This window comes from Flavobacterium sp. WC2416 (genome assembly GCF_041200095.1).
In the GTDB taxonomy this organism is placed as follows: Bacteria; Bacteroidota; Bacteroidia; order Flavobacteriales; family Flavobacteriaceae; genus Flavobacterium.
This window is the reverse complement of record NZ_CP165626.1, coordinates 169,924-188,402: the sequence shown is the minus strand read 5'-3', so window position 1 is coordinate 188,402 and position 18,479 is coordinate 169,924. Positions and strand designations below refer to the sequence as shown.

General features: G+C 32.9%; 17 protein-coding genes and 1 tRNA gene. 5 read left to right on the top strand and 13 right to left on the bottom strand.

Annotated features, from left to right (window positions below; all coding sequences use genetic code 11):
* Nucleotides 1-70 precede the first annotated feature (70 nt).
* Complete coding sequence (locus tag AB3G39_RS00785; protein ID WP_367773199.1) at nt 71-1,249, top strand: glycosyltransferase; 1,179 nt, start codon at nt 71-73, stop codon at nt 1,247-1,249.
* A gap of 224 nt (nt 1,250-1,473) precedes the next feature.
* A complete protein-coding gene (locus AB3G39_RS00780) occupies nt 1,474-2,181 on the top strand; it encodes a PH domain-containing protein (protein ID WP_369765792.1) in 708 nt (235 codons plus the stop codon).
* 62 nt (nt 2,182-2,243) lie between these two features.
* Here AB3G39_RS00780 and AB3G39_RS00775 read toward each other — a convergent pair whose 3' ends face one another.
* The 3 genes from AB3G39_RS00775 to AB3G39_RS00765 all read right to left on the bottom strand — a co-directional run bounded on the left by AB3G39_RS00775 (nt 2,244) and on the right by AB3G39_RS00765 (nt 5,568).
* Complete coding sequence (locus tag AB3G39_RS00775) at nt 2,244-3,344, bottom strand: DUF4407 domain-containing protein (RefSeq protein WP_369765791.1); 1,101 nt, start codon at nt 3,342-3,344, stop codon at nt 2,244-2,246.
* Between the two features lie 155 nt (nt 3,345-3,499).
* Nucleotides 3,500-5,101, bottom strand: a complete 1,602-nt coding sequence (pckA, locus tag AB3G39_RS00770) for a phosphoenolpyruvate carboxykinase (ATP) (RefSeq protein WP_367773204.1) — start codon at nt 5,099-5,101, stop codon at nt 3,500-3,502.
* Nucleotides 5,102-5,181: 80 nt separating this feature from the next.
* Nucleotides 5,182-5,568 (bottom strand): DUF423 domain-containing protein, encoded by a 387-nt coding sequence (locus AB3G39_RS00765; protein ID WP_367773206.1) that lies wholly within the window; start codon nt 5,566-5,568, stop codon nt 5,182-5,184.
* A gap of 153 nt (nt 5,569-5,721) precedes the next feature.
* Here AB3G39_RS00765 and AB3G39_RS00760 point away from each other — a divergent pair, with 153 nt between their 5' ends.
* Nucleotides 5,722-7,089: a saccharopine dehydrogenase family protein gene (locus AB3G39_RS00760; protein WP_367773208.1), complete on the top strand. Its 1,368-nt coding sequence runs from the start codon at nt 5,722-5,724 to the stop codon at nt 7,087-7,089.
* A gap of 257 nt (nt 7,090-7,346) precedes the next feature.
* Here the strand turns inward: AB3G39_RS00760 and AB3G39_RS00755 are convergent, their stop codons facing one another.
* Complete coding sequence (locus AB3G39_RS00755; protein ID WP_367773211.1) at nt 7,347-8,735, bottom strand: dipeptidase; 1,389 nt, start codon at nt 8,733-8,735, stop codon at nt 7,347-7,349.
* A 109-nt stretch (nt 8,736-8,844) separates the two neighbouring features.
* On the opposite strand from AB3G39_RS00755, the gene AB3G39_RS00750 reads away from it, so the two are divergent.
* Nucleotides 8,845-8,929: transfer RNA gene (locus AB3G39_RS00750), tRNA-Leu, on the top strand.
* A 99-nt stretch (nt 8,930-9,028) separates the two neighbouring features.
* Here the strand turns inward: AB3G39_RS00750 and chrA are convergent.
* From chrA to AB3G39_RS00710, 8 genes are all read right to left on the bottom strand, one after another.
* Complete coding sequence (gene chrA, locus AB3G39_RS00745) at nt 9,029-10,153, bottom strand: chromate efflux transporter (protein WP_369765790.1); 1,125 nt, start codon at nt 10,151-10,153, stop codon at nt 9,029-9,031.
* 137 nt (nt 10,154-10,290) lie between these two features.
* Nucleotides 10,291-12,054 carry a DUF885 family protein gene (locus AB3G39_RS00740; RefSeq protein WP_369765789.1) on the bottom strand — a complete coding sequence of 588 codons (1,764 nt, stop codon included), beginning with the start codon at nt 12,052-12,054 and terminating at the stop codon, nt 10,291-10,293.
* A gap of 56 nt (nt 12,055-12,110) precedes the next feature.
* Nucleotides 12,111-12,473: a nuclear transport factor 2 family protein gene (locus AB3G39_RS00735; protein WP_369753010.1), complete on the bottom strand. Its 363-nt coding sequence runs from the start codon at nt 12,471-12,473 to the stop codon at nt 12,111-12,113.
* Nucleotides 12,474-12,544: 71 nt separating this feature from the next.
* Complete coding sequence (locus AB3G39_RS00730; protein ID WP_367756768.1) at nt 12,545-13,453, bottom strand: pseudouridine synthase; 909 nt, start codon at nt 13,451-13,453, stop codon at nt 12,545-12,547.
* 269 nt (nt 13,454-13,722) lie between these two features.
* Nucleotides 13,723-14,682: a geranylgeranylglycerol-phosphate geranylgeranyltransferase gene (locus tag AB3G39_RS00725; protein WP_367773217.1), complete on the bottom strand. Its 960-nt coding sequence runs from the start codon at nt 14,680-14,682 to the stop codon at nt 13,723-13,725.
* A gap of 69 nt (nt 14,683-14,751) precedes the next feature.
* Nucleotides 14,752-15,690, bottom strand: a complete 939-nt coding sequence (locus AB3G39_RS00720; RefSeq protein WP_367773219.1) for a mevalonate kinase — start codon at nt 15,688-15,690, stop codon at nt 14,752-14,754.
* Nucleotides 15,691-15,740: 50 nt separating this feature from the next.
* A complete protein-coding gene (locus AB3G39_RS00715; protein ID WP_367756774.1) occupies nt 15,741-15,935 on the bottom strand; it encodes a hypothetical protein in 195 nt (64 codons plus the stop codon).
* Nucleotides 15,936-15,978: 43 nt separating this feature from the next.
* Complete coding sequence (locus tag AB3G39_RS00710; protein WP_369769810.1) at nt 15,979-17,061, bottom strand: diphosphomevalonate/mevalonate 3,5-bisphosphate decarboxylase family protein; 1,083 nt, start codon at nt 17,059-17,061, stop codon at nt 15,979-15,981.
* Between the two features lie 114 nt (nt 17,062-17,175).
* Here AB3G39_RS00710 and AB3G39_RS00705 point away from each other — a divergent pair, with 114 nt between their 5' ends.
* Entirely contained in the window at nt 17,176-17,652 is a 477-nt protein-coding gene (locus AB3G39_RS00705) for a TspO/MBR family protein (protein ID WP_369765787.1), read from the top strand.
* 93 nt (nt 17,653-17,745) lie between these two features.
* On the opposite strand, the gene AB3G39_RS00700 is transcribed toward AB3G39_RS00705, so the two are convergent.
* Complete coding sequence (locus AB3G39_RS00700; protein WP_369765786.1) at nt 17,746-18,474, bottom strand: hypothetical protein; 729 nt, start codon at nt 18,472-18,474, stop codon at nt 17,746-17,748.
* Nucleotides 18,475-18,479 lie beyond the last annotated feature (5 nt).

The following is an 18,479-nucleotide window of genomic DNA, read 5'->3' as shown; positions in this document are numbered from 1 at the left end:
CTAATTTATAAAAATAAACAAGGGTTTCGAAATATATTTGTATAGAAATAACAATGAAAAACACAACACCATGAAAATATTAGTAATCGACGATCAAGAATTAGTTATCCTTTCTTTAAGCAAATGTCTAACAGATTTAGGATATGAAGTTAAAAGTGCTAATAACGTTTTTAATGCAATCATTGCCTATGATGAATTTCAACCGAATCTTGTAATTGCAGATATTAACATGCCTGTTTTAACTAATTCAATAGATACGAATCAGCCTTTTAGTGTGAACGATAAAGCATCAGGATTGGAAATTGTGAAATACATTAAACAAGTAAAAAAACACGACACACCAGTTATGATTTTATCTGGAAATAATGATGAAGAGGTTATTTTAAAAGGGTTTGAATTGGGAGTTTCAGATTATATGAAAAAACCATTAAGCTTAAACGAAATTGGAGCAAGAGTAAAAAGATTAATTGGATCAAATAATGTTGTAGCTGTTGATAATAGCAATAGGTTGATTCAAAACAACTGTATAGGTGTTGTAATTCCATGTTACAATGAAGAAGAAAGATTATCAAGTGAAGAATTTAAGAAATTTGTTCATTCTAATTTAGGATACCATTTGTGTTTTGTAAATGATGGAAGTAAGGACAATACGCTTGGAGTGTTACAAGAATTATGTAAAGGAAATGAGGACAGAATAAGTATTTATAATTGTGAAAAAAATGGTGGAAAAGCCGAAGCAGTTAGATTGGGGATGTTGCATTTGGCAAAAGACAGTCAATACAACTACATTGGATTTCTTGATGCAGATTTGTCGACAAATTTTGATGATTTCCAAGAGTTAGTGAATACAATTTCAAATTCTAAATATAAAATAGTTAGTGGTTCTCGTATCAACAGAATGGGAGCTGATATCGCAAAAGAATCGGCTAGAAAAATTATTAGTCAGGGGATTAATTTTATTATTAGAAAAACGTTAGGAATGGATTTTAAAGACACACAATGTGGTGCTAAAATCATGCACAAAGAGATTGTTGAAAAAACATTCCAAAAAAAGTTCTTGACTAAATGGTTGTTTGATGTAGAAATTTTCATGAGAATGAAAAAGATTTACGGGAAACAAGGAGCAATAGATTTAATATGTGAACAGCCTTTAAATAGATGGGTACATATGGATGGTTCTAAACTTTCGTTTAAAGATTCGTTTAAAATTGTAGGTCAAATTGGTCAAATTGCTTTTTATTATAATTAAAAATTAGATTACATATATTTTAGGGTTATTTCAAAGAGGTTGTGCTTTAAATAGTACAACCTTTCTTTTTTTATTTAAAATGTTTGGTTTACATAACTTTAACGAAGAAATTCCTGAATGAAATTACGGAAATATAGAATTAGGTATTACTTTTGCATTGGATTTTCTGGATGATGAAATACATTCAATATCCAAGAACAAATTGGAAATAAATTCAGCTTAAAATGAAAGAACAAATCAAGAAATTTTTAAACGAGGAACAAGATCCTAAAGCTATCGAAAAAATCACTTCAAAGCTGAATGACTTATTGATGAAAAATGAAGAAATAGGGTATATAGGTGTTCAAAAAAAACCAGCTATTACGGTGTTTCCAGATAGTATCGTTTTAACCGATAAGCGAATTATTTTATGCAAACCTAAAAATCTAGGATTGTCTATGGATTTTATTGATTATGACTGGGAAGATGTGGCTGCCGCTTTTGTGAAAGAAAATATTTTAGGTTCTGAATTTTCATTTTCGACCAAAAGTGAATTGACTATTTCAATCGATTATATCCCAAAAACACAGGCTAGAAAATTATATACTTTTGCCAAAGAGCAAATGGACCTTATAAAAACAGGGAATACTATAAATACTAGTGGTGTTGCGGAAGAAATTCTTGAAGCGCAACCTGTTGAAGTAGTGGAAGAAATTGAAGAAATGGAAACAGAAGAGGTGACTAATTATGCTGAAATAATTCCCGTTTCTCAACCTGATTTCAGTACCGACAATCAACATTATAATGAAACTTCAAAAGACAAAACCTTAAGTGAGTTGTCACAAGATGAGTTGTTTGAAAAACTACAGAATTACAAAAAACTTTTAGATAATGGTTTGATTCTTCAAGGCGAATATGATAACTATAAAAAAGAAATTTTAAGTCATATGTAATGTTCTTAAAATGGAAATAAAAACGAAACCCGACAACTTTTAAATTGTCGGGTTTTGTTTTGTTATAAAGTGCGTTTTTGCTTTTCTACAAAGTTATTAGATTGTAATTCTAATAAATCAGTTGTGTTTTTTCGCTGTAAATTATAGAGATTTTTATCCTGAGCAATATCTTCATATACTTTGTCATGCATGGATGCGCTTGTTTTAACCAACAGACTGCGTTGGTATTTGTCTTGTTCTAAGGTAGCTTTTAGTGCCGTTTCTAAATCTTCTAGTTTAAAATCATATTCTCCTTTTGGTGAGAGTAGTTTAGCAATAATAGGAGAGGTCTCGATAGCTAGAAATAATAACATGATAAAGAAAGAAGGAATCCAAGGTAGTTTATCCAAAGCATTAATTCGGGCCATTAAACCATCAAATCCATCAATAATGGGTTGGGTTTCGGTAACTTTTTTATCTAAATCAGTTTGAAGTGTTTTGGTAGTTTTATCTAATACAGCAATTTTGGCCATATTGTTTTTTTGCAAAGTATCTAATTCTTTTTTTGCTAGATCGTGTTTGGCAATCTTCTCTTTAAAAACGGGGCCTTTACCTAGTTTTTTAGTTCCAGCAGTTCCTTCGGCTTCTGCAATGTAAGTTTCGTAATAGCTGTTAACTTCTTTTTCTTTGTTGTTTATTTCTAATTTTAAACGTTCGATTTCTGATTTGTTTTTGTCTAAATCCGATTTAAAGTAATTAGCTACTTCTTTTTTATTTTCAAGTGCCATAGCATTTTTCTCTTTCAATAAAACGGTATTGATTTCTTTTTCAAATATTTTAATTTCTAAAGGTTTAGATATTACAATCGCAATGATAATCGCCAGAATAATTCGAGGTGTCGCTTGAAGAAATTCACTGCCTATTTTGTCTCTTTTTCGAATAGTAGAAACAATAAAACGATCCAGGTTGAAGATTAGTAAGCTCCAGACTAATCCAAAAATTAGTGCAGGATATACATTGTCAAAAACAGTAAATAAAGCATAAGTACTTGCAATAAATGCCATTACGGCTGTAAAGAAAACAGTAGCACCAATACCTACATATTTGGTTTGTTCTCCTTCTGAGCATCCTTCTAGGATGTTTTTGTCTGCCCCAGAGCAAACAATAAAAAATTGTTTTAACATGATTGATTAATTTGATTGATTGATGACTGCAAATGTAACGCCAAAAAAACTATTTTGGTATAATTCACTGATTAGTTTTTGGTTAGGGACTTTTGTAAAACAAAAAAGAGCCGTTCCTAAGAACAGCTCTTTTTAATTTTGAATTAAAAATTAACTTATATTTGGGGTGCGCCAGCCATAATTTCGGCATTGGCAAATTCTTCAAATTTGGCAAAATTAGCTTTGAATTTTTGTCCCAATTCAATTGCTTTTTTATCGTATAAATCTTTGTCTTCCCATGTGTTTCTAGGGTTTAATATTTCGCTAGGCACATTAGGGCAAGATTGAGGAATTGCAATTCCAAAAACAACATGATTTCTATAATCGACTGCGTCTAGTTCTCCATTAAGAGCGGCAGTAATCATCTCGCGAGTATATTTCAGTTTCATGCGGCTACCAGTTCCGTATGCGCCACCTGTCCAGCCAGTATTGATTAACCATACTTTCACATTAGCATCTTGTATTTTCTTACTTAACATTTCTGCATATTTAGTAGGATGCAAAGGCATAAAAGGCGCTCCAAAACAAGCCGAAAAATTAGGCTGAGGTTCCGTTACACCAGCTTCGGTTCCAGCTACTTTAGCAGTATATCCAGAGATAAAATGGTATGCAGCCTGTCCTGGTGTTAATCTTGAAATAGGAGGTAAGATTCCAAAAGAATCCGCTGTTAAGAAGAAGATGTTTTTAGGATTTTTACCTATTGATCCTGGTTGGATATTATCAATATGATAAATAGGGTAACTTACTCTTGTATTAGGAGTGATGGAAACATCTTTGTAATCAACTTCATTTGTTCCTTCTTTGAAAACCACATTTTCTAAGATAGCCCCTTTACGAATGGCTCTAAAAATATCAGGTTCATTTTCTTCGGATAAGTTGACTACTTTGGCATAGCAACCTCCTTCAAAATTGAAAACTGTGTTTTCGCTAGTCCAACCGTGTTCATCATCCCCAATTAATTTTCTTTTTGGATCTGCAGATAACGTAGTTTTACCTGTCCCAGATAAACCAAAGAAAATAGCGGTGTCGCCATTATCACCTACGTTAGCACTACAGTGCATAGGTAATGTGTTTTTATCTACAGGGAGAATGAAATTCAATGCGGAGAAAATACCTTTTTTCATTTCTCCAGTATATCCAGTTCCTCCTATAAGTACTATTTTTTTTGTGAAATTTAAAATCGCAAAATTACTTTGACGAGTTCCATCAGTAGCTGGATCAGCCATAAATTCAGGAACACATATTACGGTCCATTCTAGTTTAAAATTTTCTAACTCTTGCTCTTCAGGTCTTAAAAACATGTTGTAGCAAAATAAATTGGCCCAAGGTGTTTCAGTAACTACTCTTACATTTAAACGGTAATTGGGGTCTGCACATACATAAGAATCTCTTACAAAAACTTCCTTGTTAGATAAATACGTTGTGACCTTTTTATACAAAGCATCAAACGCAGTTGGCTCAAAAGGGATGTTGACTTTTCCCCACCAAACTTGATTCTCAGTGATGCTGTCTTTTACAATAAATCGGTCTTCAGGAGAGCGTCCTGTAAATTCTCCAGTGTTAATGGCTAAAGCTCCTGTTGAATTTTCAATTCCTTGGCCTAAAGCTAAGGTCATTTCATGTAATTCGTTGGCTGATAATTGATAATGAATCTTTGCGTTTTCGATTCCTAAGTTTTTTAGCGAAATCGATTGCGTAAACGGTGTGTTATTATTCATAAAATTATGTATTGTGTAGTTTAATTTATTATTTGCAAAAGTAGAACATATATTTAAGATACGATTTGATTATCTTAATTTTATGATTTTTTATTGATAATATTCATTAATAAGACACCCCAGCCCAGTATTAATAGGAGTCCGCCGATGGGAGTTATGAAACCAATACTTTTAAAATCAAAAGGAGTAAGTTCGTTTGTAGCTAATAAATAAATGGATCCTGAGAATAAAACAACGCCAGAAATCACCAAATTGTAAATTATTCTTTTGGTTTTTTCGCTTAGTTCAATTAGGGTCCCAATTAAGATTAAAAATAGGGCGTGGTACATTTGATAGCGTACACCGGTTTCAAAAGTGATAAGATGATCTGCTGATAGTATTTTTTTTAGGGCATGAGCGCCGAAAGCACCTAATATAATTGCTATCATACCCAAAAGGGCTCCCGTTGAAATTATTTTTTTATTCATTATTTTTAAATTTTATGTAAAAGTATTTCATAAATCGCCAAACTAAAAGAAATTTTCGGATACTTTTTTATGTATTTTATTTTAATTTTTTACGCAATAAGTGTTTGTTATAAATACAACATTTTCGTATGTTTGTGTTATATTTTTATAATCATGAGACAAATTTTAATTATTGGTGCAGGTAGATCGGCATCTTCATTGATACAATATCTTTTAAATAAATCCGAGAAAGAAAACTTGCATCTTGTCATTGGTGATATAGCGTTGGATTTAGCACAAAAGAAAACGAATAATCATCCTAATGCTACGGCAATTGCTTTGGACATTTTTAATGCTAGTCAAAGGAAAGAGGCCATAGAAAAAGCAGATATAGTAATTTCGATGTTACCTGCTCATTTACATATAGAAGTGGCTAGAGATTGTATTCTATGTAAAAAGAGTTTGGTTACCGCTTCTTATGTTAGTGATGCCATGCAGGAATTGGATGCTGCAGCCAAAGAAAATAATCTTATTTTTATGAATGAAATTGGTCTTGACCCTGGGATAGACCACATGAGCGCCATGAAAGTGATTGATGAAATTAAAGAACGTGGTGGTAAAATGTTATTGTTTGAGTCTTTTTGTGGTGGCTTAGTAGCACCAGAATCAGATACGAATCGTTGGAATTATAAATTTACTTGGGCACCTCGTAATGTGGTTTTGGCTGGACAAGGTGGTGCGGCTAAATTTATTCAAGAAGGTGCTTATAAATATATACCGTATTGTAATTTATTTCGAAGAACGGAGTTTTTGGAAGTAGAAGGCTACGGTCGGTTTGAAGCGTATTCAAATAGAGACTCCTTAAAATACCGATCTGTTTATGGACTAGATGATGTACTTACATTGTATAGAGGAACGATACGTAAAGTAGGTTTTTCAAAAGCATGGAATATGTTTGTGCAGCTGGGAATGACGGATGATAGTTATGTTTTGGAAAATTCAGAAACAATGAGCTATCGTCAATTTGTCAATGCATTTTTGCCTTATCATCCCACGGATTCTGTTGAAATTAAAACCCGTTTAATTTTAAAAATAGATCAAGATGATATTATGTGGGATAAATTATTGGAGTTGGATTTATTCAATGACAAAAAAATTGTAGGTCTTAAAAATGCTACTCCTGCCCAGATTTTGGAAAAAATATTAAGTGATAGCTGGACGCTTCAACCTCAAGATAAAGACATGATTGTGATGTACCATAAATTTGGGTATGAATTGAATGGAGTAAAACAACAAATTGACTCCAAAATGGTATGTATTGGAGATGATCAAACGTATACTGCCATGTCTAAAACAGTAGGTTTGCCTGTGGCTATGGCAACTTTACAGATATTGAATGGAAAAATAACTACTCCAGGTGTGCAGTTACCTATAAATAAAGAAGTGTATTTACCTATTTTAAAAGAATTAGAAGAATATGGTGTTGTTTTCAAAGAGCAAACCATGCCTTATTTTGGGTATAAACCCGATGCCGTTTTTTAGTTTTTAGTTTTTTAGATTTTTAGTTAGATAAATCCGTTTCGAATAGAAACGGATTTATTGTTTATATGATAGATTTTTTTATCTAAAATATAAAGTTTTATTTTTGCGTTAAGGATTGAAGAGAAAATCCTTTTTATTTTATTTTTCATAAAATAAAAAGATTGCAGCGGAAAGCCTGACCCGCTTTTTTCGGCGGGGAACGCCCAAAAAAAAATCCGCTCATTTCTGAACGGATTGTGTGTTTATTGAAATATAATTTATTTGCTAAGCTCCACGAAATATTTGTAAAATAACGGAATAGTTTCAATCCCTTTTAAGTAATTGAAAATCCCAAAATGCTCGTTAGGAGAGTGAATGGCATCGCTGTCTAAACCAAATCCCATCAAGATGGTTTTGCTTTTTAATTCTTTTTCAAATAAGGCAACGATAGGAATACTTCCTCCTGAACGAACGGGAATGGCAGGAATTCCAAAAGTTTCGGTATAAGCCATATTTGCTGCTTTATAACCTATGCTGTCAATAGGTGTTACGTATCCTTGACCTCCATGATGCGGTTTTACCTTTACGGTAACGCCAGCAGGAGCAATGCTAATGAAATGCTTGGTAAACAATTCTGTGATTTGTTCCCAGTCTTGATTAGGAACTAATCGCATAGAGATTTTGGCAAAAGCCTTGCTTGCGATAACGGTTTTTGCACCTTCTCCTGTATAACCACCCCAGATTCCGTTTACGTCAAGCGTAGGACGAATGGAATTTCTTTCATTTGTTGTGTATCCTTTTTCACCATAAACGTCATTTAGGTCTAGTGCTTTTTTATAATCTTCTAAGCTAAAAGGCGCTTTGGCCATCTCAGCTCTTTCTTCTAGTGACAACCCTTCTACATTGTCATAAAATCCTGGAATAGTAATGTGATTGTTTTCGTCATGAAGGGACGCAATCATTTTGGCCAAAATATTAATTGGATTTGCAACGGCACCTCCATAAAGTCCAGAATGTAAATCGCGGTTTGGCCCTGTAATTTCTACTTCGACATAGCTTAAACCACGAAGTCCAGTGGTGATAGAAGGTTGTTGATTAGAAATCATTCCTGTATCAGAAATAAGAATGACGTCGTTTTTTAGTTTCTCGGTATTGTTTTCTACAAATGTTTTTAGGTTTACACTACCTACTTCTTCTTCGCCTTCAATCATGAATTTCACGTTACATGGCAAGTTGTTGTTTTGAATCATGTATTCAAAAGCTTTTACGTGCATGTACATTTGACCTTTATCATCACAAGCACCACGTGCAAAAATGGCTCCTTCAGGATGAATATCGGTCGTTTTTATAACGGGCTCGAATGGAGGCGAGGTCCATAATTCAATTGGATCTGCTGGTTGAACATCGTAATGTCCGTACACTAAGATAGTTGGCAATGCAGGGTCAATTGTTTTTTCACCATATACAATTGGATAGCCATCTGTTTCACAAATTTCGACTTTATCGCAACCTGCTTTTTCCAAACTTAGTTTTACTGCTTCTGAAGTGTCTATTACATCTTGCGAGTAGGCGGAGTCAGCACTTACAGATGGTATTTTTAGCAATTCAATTAATTCGTTGATAAAACGATCTTTATTTTCTTGAACGTATGCCTTTATATTTTCCATTTATGTGTTTTTTATTGAGTCTCAAAAGTACAAAAAATTGAATAAAAAATTTTTTTAAAAAATTACTTTGAATGTTGGAAGATATGATTATATTTGCACCCACAATTACGCGGATATGGTGAAATTGGTAGACATGCCAGACTTAGGATCTGGTGCCGCAAGGCGTGTAGGTTCGAGTCCTATTATCCGCACCAAAAAAGCTTCTCAATCGAGAAGCTTTTTTTTGTTAAATACTTTTGAATAAAGGGGTTGATATTTGAGTTTTTGACTCTTTATGATGAATGCATCCTCGTTTACCCCATAAACAATAATAAATATCCCGCTAGTGCGCCATAAATTACAATAAAGGCACTATTGACTTTCGGAAAGCCAAATGTTACTATAACGCTGGTTATGGCGATAAGTAAGGTGCGCCAGTCTAAAATGGAATCGCTGCCCATTTGCCAACAGATTGCTACAATAATAGCAACAGAAGCAACATTAACTGCATCAAGAAAAATAGAAATGGAAGGTGAAGCCCGAAGTTTTTTAACCAATGGGTTTAACAAAGCTACAAATAAGAAGGAGGGAATAAAGATGGCTATTGTTGCTATAGCAGCGCCTACAAAACCATTAATTTGATATCCAATGAAAGTAACTGATGAAAAAACGGGTCCAGGCGTAAATTGACCAATTGCTATGGCGTCTACTAAGATTGCTCTTGATATAATGCCAGTTGAAACTAATTCGGTATCTAGAAAAGCAAAAAGAACATAGCCACTTCCGTATAAGAGAGCCCCAATTTTTAAAAATATCAAAAATAGATTCCAGTTGGTTGCTGTTACTATGGTCGTTTTTGTGACTTGAAATAATGTAAGCGGAATTATGTTGAATGTTTGTGGACTTTTGATTTTAGAATACAACAAAGCTACTAATCCAGCTCCAAAAAGTAAGTAGATTTCATTAATTTTCAATAGCGATAAAACCAATGTTAGGATTCCAATGAGAGCCAGTTCTTTCGTTTTTACTGATTTCTTAGTTAAAGGATAGATAGCTGCTAGAATTATAGCAATAATCGCTGGTTTGATTCCATATAAAAAGGCTTGGGCTTCGGGTTGTTGTCCGTATTCTTTGTATAAATAGGCAAAAAATCCAGTGATAAGCACTGCGGGCAAAATGAAACATATTCCAGCAACAAGTAATCCTTTTGTGCCACCTCTTTCACGACCAATATGAATAGCCATTTCGGTGCTGTTGGGACCAGGAATTAAACTGGTTGCTCCTATAAGGTCTAAGAAGTGTTGTTCAGTCAGCCACTTTTTTTTTATTACCACTTCTTGTCGCATCATGGCAATATGAGCTGCAGGACCTCCAAAACCAATTACACCTAATTTTAAAAATAATTCAGCAATTTCTTTTAAAGAGTTTTTTTCACTCATTATCATTTTTTGTTTCTATAATGGCCGATAAAATTACTATAAATTAAAATTTCTATTTATTATTTATACAAAAAAAAGTCTCGTTGTTTAATTTCAATGAGACTTTTTTGGTATTCTTTTTAATATGTGAATTAAAGCTATTTTTCAGCTATCCATGCATCAATTTTTTTCTCTAATAAAGCTAATGGCATAACACCTGATTCTAAAACTTTTTCGTGGAATTTTTTAATGTCAAATTTGTCGCTCATTTTATCTTGAGCTCTTTTGCGTAATTCTATGATTTTCATCTGCCCAATTTTGTAAGACAAAGCTTGTCCAGGAATAGCCATATAGCGTTCTATTTCGGTAGTAATACTCGCTTCGCTTTCGGCTTCATTTTCTAGAGAATATTTGATTGCTTGTTCTCTAGACCAACCTTTACTATGTAATCCAGTATCAACTACTAATCGAACTGCTCTGTGCATTTCGTTTCCTAAATTCCCAAAATACTGATACGGATCAGTGTATAATCCCAATTCTTTTCCTAGGCTTTCTGTATACAACGCCCAACCTTCTCCATAGGCACCAAACCAATTGAATTTTCTAAAATCAGGAAGGCTAGCATTTTCTTGTTGTAATGAAATTTGGAAATGATGTCCAGGAATTGCTTCATGCAAAAACAAGTCTTCATCACCATACATATTGTATTCTTTTACATCTGGGATGGGAACATAAAAAATTCCAGGGCGAGAACCATCAGCAGTTCCTTGCATGTATTCTGCACTAGCTGTTTTTTCTCTAAATGCTTCGGTTCTTCTAATTTCAAATTTTGTTTTGGGTTGTAGCGAAAACAACTTGTCTACATTTGGTTTGATGATGCTATATATTCTTTCAAAATTAGCGATGATTTCCTCTGGTTTTTTGAAAGGTTTTAATTCTGGTTTGTTTCTTACATACTCAAAAAATTCTGGTAAAGTTCCTTTAAATCCTACTTGGGTTTTTACCTTTTCCATTTCAGCATTAATACGAGCTACTTCTTTAAGTCCTAATTCATGAATTTCCTCAGGAGTCATTTCGGTTGTGGTCCATTGCTTTACATAGATAGCATACAATTCTTTTCCAAAAGGCAAACTACCTATTCCGCTTGTAGTTCGTGAGGCAGGTAAGTATTCGTTTTTAAGAAAATCAGCCATTTTTTTATACTGCGGAATTAATTTTTCATTAATTATTGCAGTGTATTTTGCTGTAAAATCCTTTTGGGTTTCTTCAGAAAAAGTTGCCGGCATTATTTTTATGGAAGAATAGAATAAATTATCTTCAATGTTGGGAGTCGCCATTTCGGCAAATTGCGGAATTACTTTCTCCGTTAAGGATTTAGGTAAAACAGTTCCTTTTTCAATCCCCTTTTTCATGTAAACCATTGCTGAGTCTATCCAAACACTATATAAGTTCATTCTTTTTAAGAAGTTAGTATAGTCTTTTTCTGTTTTAAAAGGTTGTCCACTTGTGCCTCCTGCATATTGTCCCATGGTCAAGTGTGTTCCCCAAAACTGGTGAATGGGCATTAAATTGGTAGGTTGATCCAATAATTTTTTTCCAATTTCTACCTCCCATTTAATGATTTCGTAACTATTCATTTCTTCTGCGGATAAGTCTTTTACATCGACAGAATCTAATGTTGTTTCGTATTTATTGAAAAATGCCAATTGGGATTTTCGATAACTATCAGTCATCTCAAATACGAGCTGATCATTATACTCATTTTGCCCATTTTGAGTGGCGTTTAATGGATCTAATGCATTTTTATCATCAAAATATTTTTTTGTAACACTAGAGAAATCTTGTTTTCTTTTTCCCGATTTGCAGTTAAATAAAAGTACTGAAATCAGAATTGCGATTAAAACTACAGGCGTTTTTTTCATGATTTACTTGAATTAATGTTATGTAAAGCTATAATAAAATTTGATAAAACAATAATTTATCCGTGATAGACTCTTGAAGCTACAATTTTATCGTTTCTAATATCAAGTACTTCCGCAATAAGCATTTCCTCTTCGTTATCTACTGTTCGTATGTATTCCATAAAAACACGATCGCCATTGGCAGTAAGTGAGGTTACTTTATAGTTTAAACTAGGCAATCGGTCAAATGCTCCTTGCCACCATTGGCGTAAAGCCTCTTTCCCTGATACAAAACCATTAGTCTCTGGTTGGTGTATTTTTAGTTTAGGGCTAAAGTGTACTGCGTCGTCATCATATAATGCCAACAGTTTTTCTAATTCTTTATTATTAAAAGTCTCAAACCATTTAAAGGCAATTGATTGTAGTTTTTCGGGTGTCATAGAGGTCTATTATTAAAAAATCCCATTTCGATAAACACGAATGGGATTTTTATGAGTAAAAAAATAAAGAATTAAACGTTCTTTAAATTGATAATTTCTTGTTCTGTAAGTAATCTCCAGTTTCCTCTTGGTAAGTTTTTCTTTGTCAAACCTGCAAATGAAACACGGTCAATTCTTAAAACATCATAACTAAAATGTTCAAAAATAGAACGAACTACTTTTACATTTGATGATCTCAGTTTTAAACCTATTTCACTTTTTGCTTCTCCTTCAATATAACTTACGTCTTCTACAAAAACACGGTGTCCATCAAGAACAAGTCCTTTGTTGATTTTTTCTAAATCTTCAAATTTTAAGTTTTTGTCAAGAGAAACTTGATAAATTTTTGATGATTTTTGACTAGGTAAAGTAAATTTACGAATCATGTCTGTGTCATTGGTAAACAATAATAGACCAGTCGTATTTTTATCCATTCTCCCTACAGCTCCAATTTTTGAAGTTGTAGAACCTTTTACCAGTTCCAAAACATTACGAAATTCTTGACCTTCGTCAAGAGCTGTCGTGAAGTTTTTAGGCTTGTTCAATAAGATGTATACTTTTTTCTCTGGAGTTAATTTTACCCCGTCAAAGTTAACGACGTCACCTGGTTTTACCATATATCCCATTTCGGTAACGGCAATTCCATTTACTTTAACAGTACCTGATTGAATGTAAATATCAGCATCACGACGTGAGCAAGCACCAGAATTTGCGATATATTTATTCAAACGAATTTCATCTTTTACCTTAGGTCTCTTTGGAGCCTGATTCGGTTTTTTCTCTACTTTATCCGAAACGACTTCAGCAACCTTAGTATTTACCTTTACTTTTTTAGGCCCTTGTGCCCTTTTTTGCATCGCAGGTTTTGGCTTATTAGAGCTAGGTCTAGAACTCGTTGGTCTAGCACCGCTTTTTTTATTATTGCCTTCCTTATTATTCATAATATTCTATAATTTGTGCAAAGATAGTATTTATATAGTTGACAATCGATATATGGTAATTATAAAACGCTAACGATCTATCTAATAGGTTTTTGTTTCGTTTTTTTGGAGCTTTTTCCCGCTTTTCACTCTATCTTTTACTTTTTAAAGGAAAAAGTAAAAGAATGCCGTTGTAAACAAGGTTCACTGAACTCCAATTTAAATAAATATTATGTGAAGTAATCGGGGCTAAGAGTACAAGTTAATTAGGTATTCCTGAATTGTATTTTTTAAATAAGTAATAATAACTTTTTACCATTCCATAATACAGATGGATTAATCAATACAATACAAAAAACACCGGCAACAATTAGGAATTTCAAAACATTATGAAGTAATAAATACTGTTCTTTTTTATTAGATTTCCACAGGTATAGTATGAAGAAAATTAGAATAATAAAACAACAATAAAAGTAAATATCCATATAACCAACGTCGTAGATGTCTACTAAAACGTAAACTGGAAAAATAGTTAAAAGTGTCAAAACAGTAATTATCTTTTTAGAAACCGTTTCTCCAAAACGAATTGGGATGGTTTGGTAATCATTAGCCAAATCTCCTTTTAAATTTTCTAAATCCTTAATCATTTCTCGAATAAGTAATAGTAAAAATAAAAAGCAAGCATGTGCAAAAATTACAGCAAAATGGCCTTTGTAATTTTCAATCTCTTCAAAACTGAGGTTGTAATAATAATGCAGTAAAATGGCAAAAAATGGAATGACAGCCATTACTGTAGCAGTTAGATTGCCTACAACCGCATATTTTTTAATTTTATGAGAGTAAAACCAAATTAGAAAAATGTATCCTGAAAAGAATATAAATGCTTGCCAAGAAGCAAATATGGCTAACAATACAGCTAAAAAGTTTAATGCAAAATAAACTTTTAGTTTTGTGGATTGACTAACTAATCTGTCTAGCATTGATTTGTTAGGACGGTTGATTAGATCTTTTTGGCTGTCATAAAAATTATTGATAATATAGCCGGAAGCAATGGTAATAGCAGATGCAAATACGAGTAAAAACAAATTAAAATCCAATAGAATAGCAATGGCTCTTTTCTCTGGTGCCAGAATAAAAATTGCCGAAAGATACTGCGCTAGTATAATGATAGGGATATTATATCCTCTTACTACTGAGAATAAACTGACTATCTTCATTAATAAAAGCTTATACTTTCTGCTTAATGCCATACTTTTTTAAAATAATAAAGCTTAAAACCACAAAGAATTTTAAGCTTTAAATTTATTTTTCAGGTTCTATTAGAATTGATAGACCACTTCTAATTTATAATCTTGTAAAGATGCTTTGGCGCGTTCTAAATCTTCGGTAAAACCTAGAATATAACCGCCTCCACCAGAACCACATAATTTTAAATAATAATCATTGGTGTCAATTCCTTTTTGCCAAATGGCATGAAATTGCTCTGGAATCATAGGTTTGAAGTTATTCAAAACTACTTTTGATAATTTTTTAGTATTCATGAACAAAGATTTCATGTCACCACCCAAGAAATTCTCTACACAAGCGTCAGTATATTTTACAAACTGATTTTTCAACATCGTACGGAATCCTTTGTCTTTTAGGTTCTCCATAAAGATATTAACCATAGGTGCCGTTTCTCCTACAATTCCTGAGTCCAGCAGAAATACAGCTCCTTTCCCGTCAAAACTTTGATTTGGGATTCCAGTTGCTTCAATGTTGTCTTTGGAGTTTATTAAAATAGGAATACTCAAATAGCTGTTTAAAGGATCTAAACCAGAACTTTTTCCGTGGAAAAAACTCTCCATTTGAGAAAATATATTTTTTAATTGCAAAAGTTTTTCACGTGTCAAATTTTCAAGAACAGTGATTTTATCTTGCGCATATTTATCGTAAATAGCTGCTACAAGCGCTCCACTACTTCCTACACCGTATCCTTGCGGGATACTAGAGTCAAAGTACATTCCTGTTTCGATATCTTGCTTCAAAGTAGCTAGGTCAAATGTTACAAGAGTAGGTTGTTCTTGTTGTAAAGCTTCAAGATACACAGCAAAACGGTTTAAGCTGGCATTTGATGCAATTGCTTCTGCCGAAGGATTTTCATTTCTTTTCAATGCTCCATTATAAAAATTATAAGGAATAGACAAACCCTTAGAGTCACGAATAATTCCGTATTCTCCAAAGAGTAATATTTTTGAGTAAAATAATGGTCCTTTCATATTTATTTAGGAATTAACAATTTGGGGTTGGTAATTATTTCTTGTTTTTTTTATAAATCTACTTGATCTCCTCGATTCTCTTCTAGAATTTTAGAGTCAATTTTTTCTTGTTGCTCAGGTGTTAATTCGTTCCAAACAACTCTCTTTTGTAATTCGAAAATGTTTTTTATTGCCTCAATTATAGTCTTGTCATTAGTATCTAATAACAATTTAATTATTTCTAATTTTTCAGACTCAATATCCATAATTTCAAATCTTTAAAAAAATAAAGATAAACAAAAAAATAGACTAATTCAATACAGCCCCAATTCCAATTTCGTCACAAAGGTACTGCCCATTTTGGCAAAAGCCAACTAATTCGTCCTTAATAAATTGTAAAACTGTTTCGCTAACGTTTTCGGGATATAATACATGAACATTTGCTCCTGCATCTAGAGTAAAACAAACAGGAATATTGGTTTCATTTCTAAATTTCCAAATCGCATTGATAATTTGCAAGGTATTGGGTTTCATTAAAATGAAATACGGCATTGAAGTCATCATCATAGCATGTAAAGTTAAGGCTTCACTCTCCACCACTTTAATGAATTCGTTCAAATCACCACTTTCAAAAACAGCAATTAGTTTGTCTAAGTTTTCATGTGCCTGTTCGAAACGTCTTTCGGCATATGGATGGTTGTGCATTAAATCATGACCTACGGTGCTCGAAACTTGTTTTTCGCCTTTATCTACTAGTAAAATTGTGTCTTGGTGATTCTTGAAGTTATCGTGTATCTTATTTGGAAATTCAACTCCAAATAAATCAGAACTCCCTTGAATATTGGCTTGATTTCCCCAAACAACTACTTTTCCTTTTACACTTCGACAAGCACTTCCTGATCCCAATCTGGCAAGGAATGACGCTTTTTGATAAAAGTATTCTTCAGTCATTGCTGGATTTAGTACTTTTTCTAAACTCATTAAATTCATTGCCAAAGCTGCCATTCCAGATGCCGACGAAGCGATTCCAGAACTATGCGGAAACGTATTTTGAGTGTCAATTGTAAAATGGTAGTGCTTCAAAAAGGGAAGGTAAACTTCTATTCGTTCCAAGAACTTTTGAATTTTTGGTTTGAAATCTTCTTTTGGTTTTCCTTCAAATAGCAAATCGAAAGAAAAGGTGTCTTGGTTTTCTTTTTTGGCGAAAGCTAATTTGGTAATCGTTTTACAGTTGTTCAAAGTAAAACTCACCGATGGATTAGCCGGAATCTGATTGTCCTTTTTTCCCCAATATTTTACTAGAGCGATGTTACTGGGTGCACTCCATTGAAAATTACCGCTTTCTATAGTATGAGAATATGTAGTAGGTATAAAATCGTTTGTTGTCAACATGAATTGTAAAATTTTCACAAAGATACTTTTTTTGCTTTATAGGTTTATTCGTTTAATTGATTTAATCATTAGAAAGTTTTAAGTAAATTTGGCTCACATTAGAAAAACGTAAAAATGAATAAACTTACTAAAATACTTACTATAGTTGTCACCTGTCTTGCTATTGGTTATTTGTCTGGAACTGTTACTCGTTCTGCAATTCTTACTTGGTATCCTACATTGGTAAAACCTAGTTTTAATCCGCCCAATTGGATTTTTGCTCCTGTGTGGAGTATGCTTTATATTATGATGGGTATTGCCGCAGGGCTGGTTTGGGATCAAATTGATTTTGAAAAAGAGTTAGTAAAAAAGGCTTTAATTATATTTGCAATTCAGTTGGGATTAAATGCTTTGTGGTCGTATTTATTCTTTGGTCTACACAACCCCATGTTGGCGGGAATAGAGATTATTCTTTTGTGGTTAATGATATTTGAAACCTATACTCAATTCTCCAAAATCAATAAAATAGCGGGTTATTTATTTATACCGTATTTGGCTTGGGTCAGTTTTGCAATGGTGTTGAATGCAAGTATTTGGTGGTTGAATAGATAAGTTAGTCGAAAGATAAAAGTCGTAAAGTCAAAAAGTCTCAGTATTGAAGACTTTAGTTGGAAATTAAACGATTCCGTTGCCAATAAATATTAACTATAGTTTTTTGAATTCGATATTTTTGGTAAATAAAAAATCCATTACGCTTAATGCATTATTAGTTTCTGCAATTGTTTTAGATTTTGGGTCTGCTTCACAGAATTGAAGGAACAGTTCTATTTCATCTGGTTTTAGTTTTAAGGTTTCTAGAAAATAGTTCTGATCACAAGTTGTATTAACTAAGTCTTTGAATTTTATTTTTGGCACCTCTTTTTTTTGAGGTTCTTTTTCTTTTGCCAAAAGACCAAAAAGCATACCTCCAATTCGCATGAAATTAGCCTCGTTTTCAATTGTTCCAGTGTTCACTCCAATTACTTTAATGGAGCTGGTAGCTTTTTCTAAAGCGTATTCATCTAATTTTTTTTGCTCGTAATTGGCATCTGAACATAAATGAATTGAAGGTATATTTGTAATTACCACTTCATTTAGCTCTTCTGCTTTTAAAAGCAAATCAATAATTAATTCGCCATTTGTAAATAGTTTAGGGTTTGTGGTAAGTTTTTTTAATTGATGTTCTTTCGATATAAATACAAGAACATCATTCGTTTTTGCGACAATTGAAAATTCACCGTTTGGATCAGAAACAGTAATAATTTTTGAATTTGCATTAATTACTTCCACTTTTGGGACAGCATAATTATTAAATACGACTTTGCCTTTGATTGTTTGTGAGAAGCTAAATTGAGAAGTGAATAAAATTAGGGTGCTGAGTAGTTTTACTTTCATAGGTT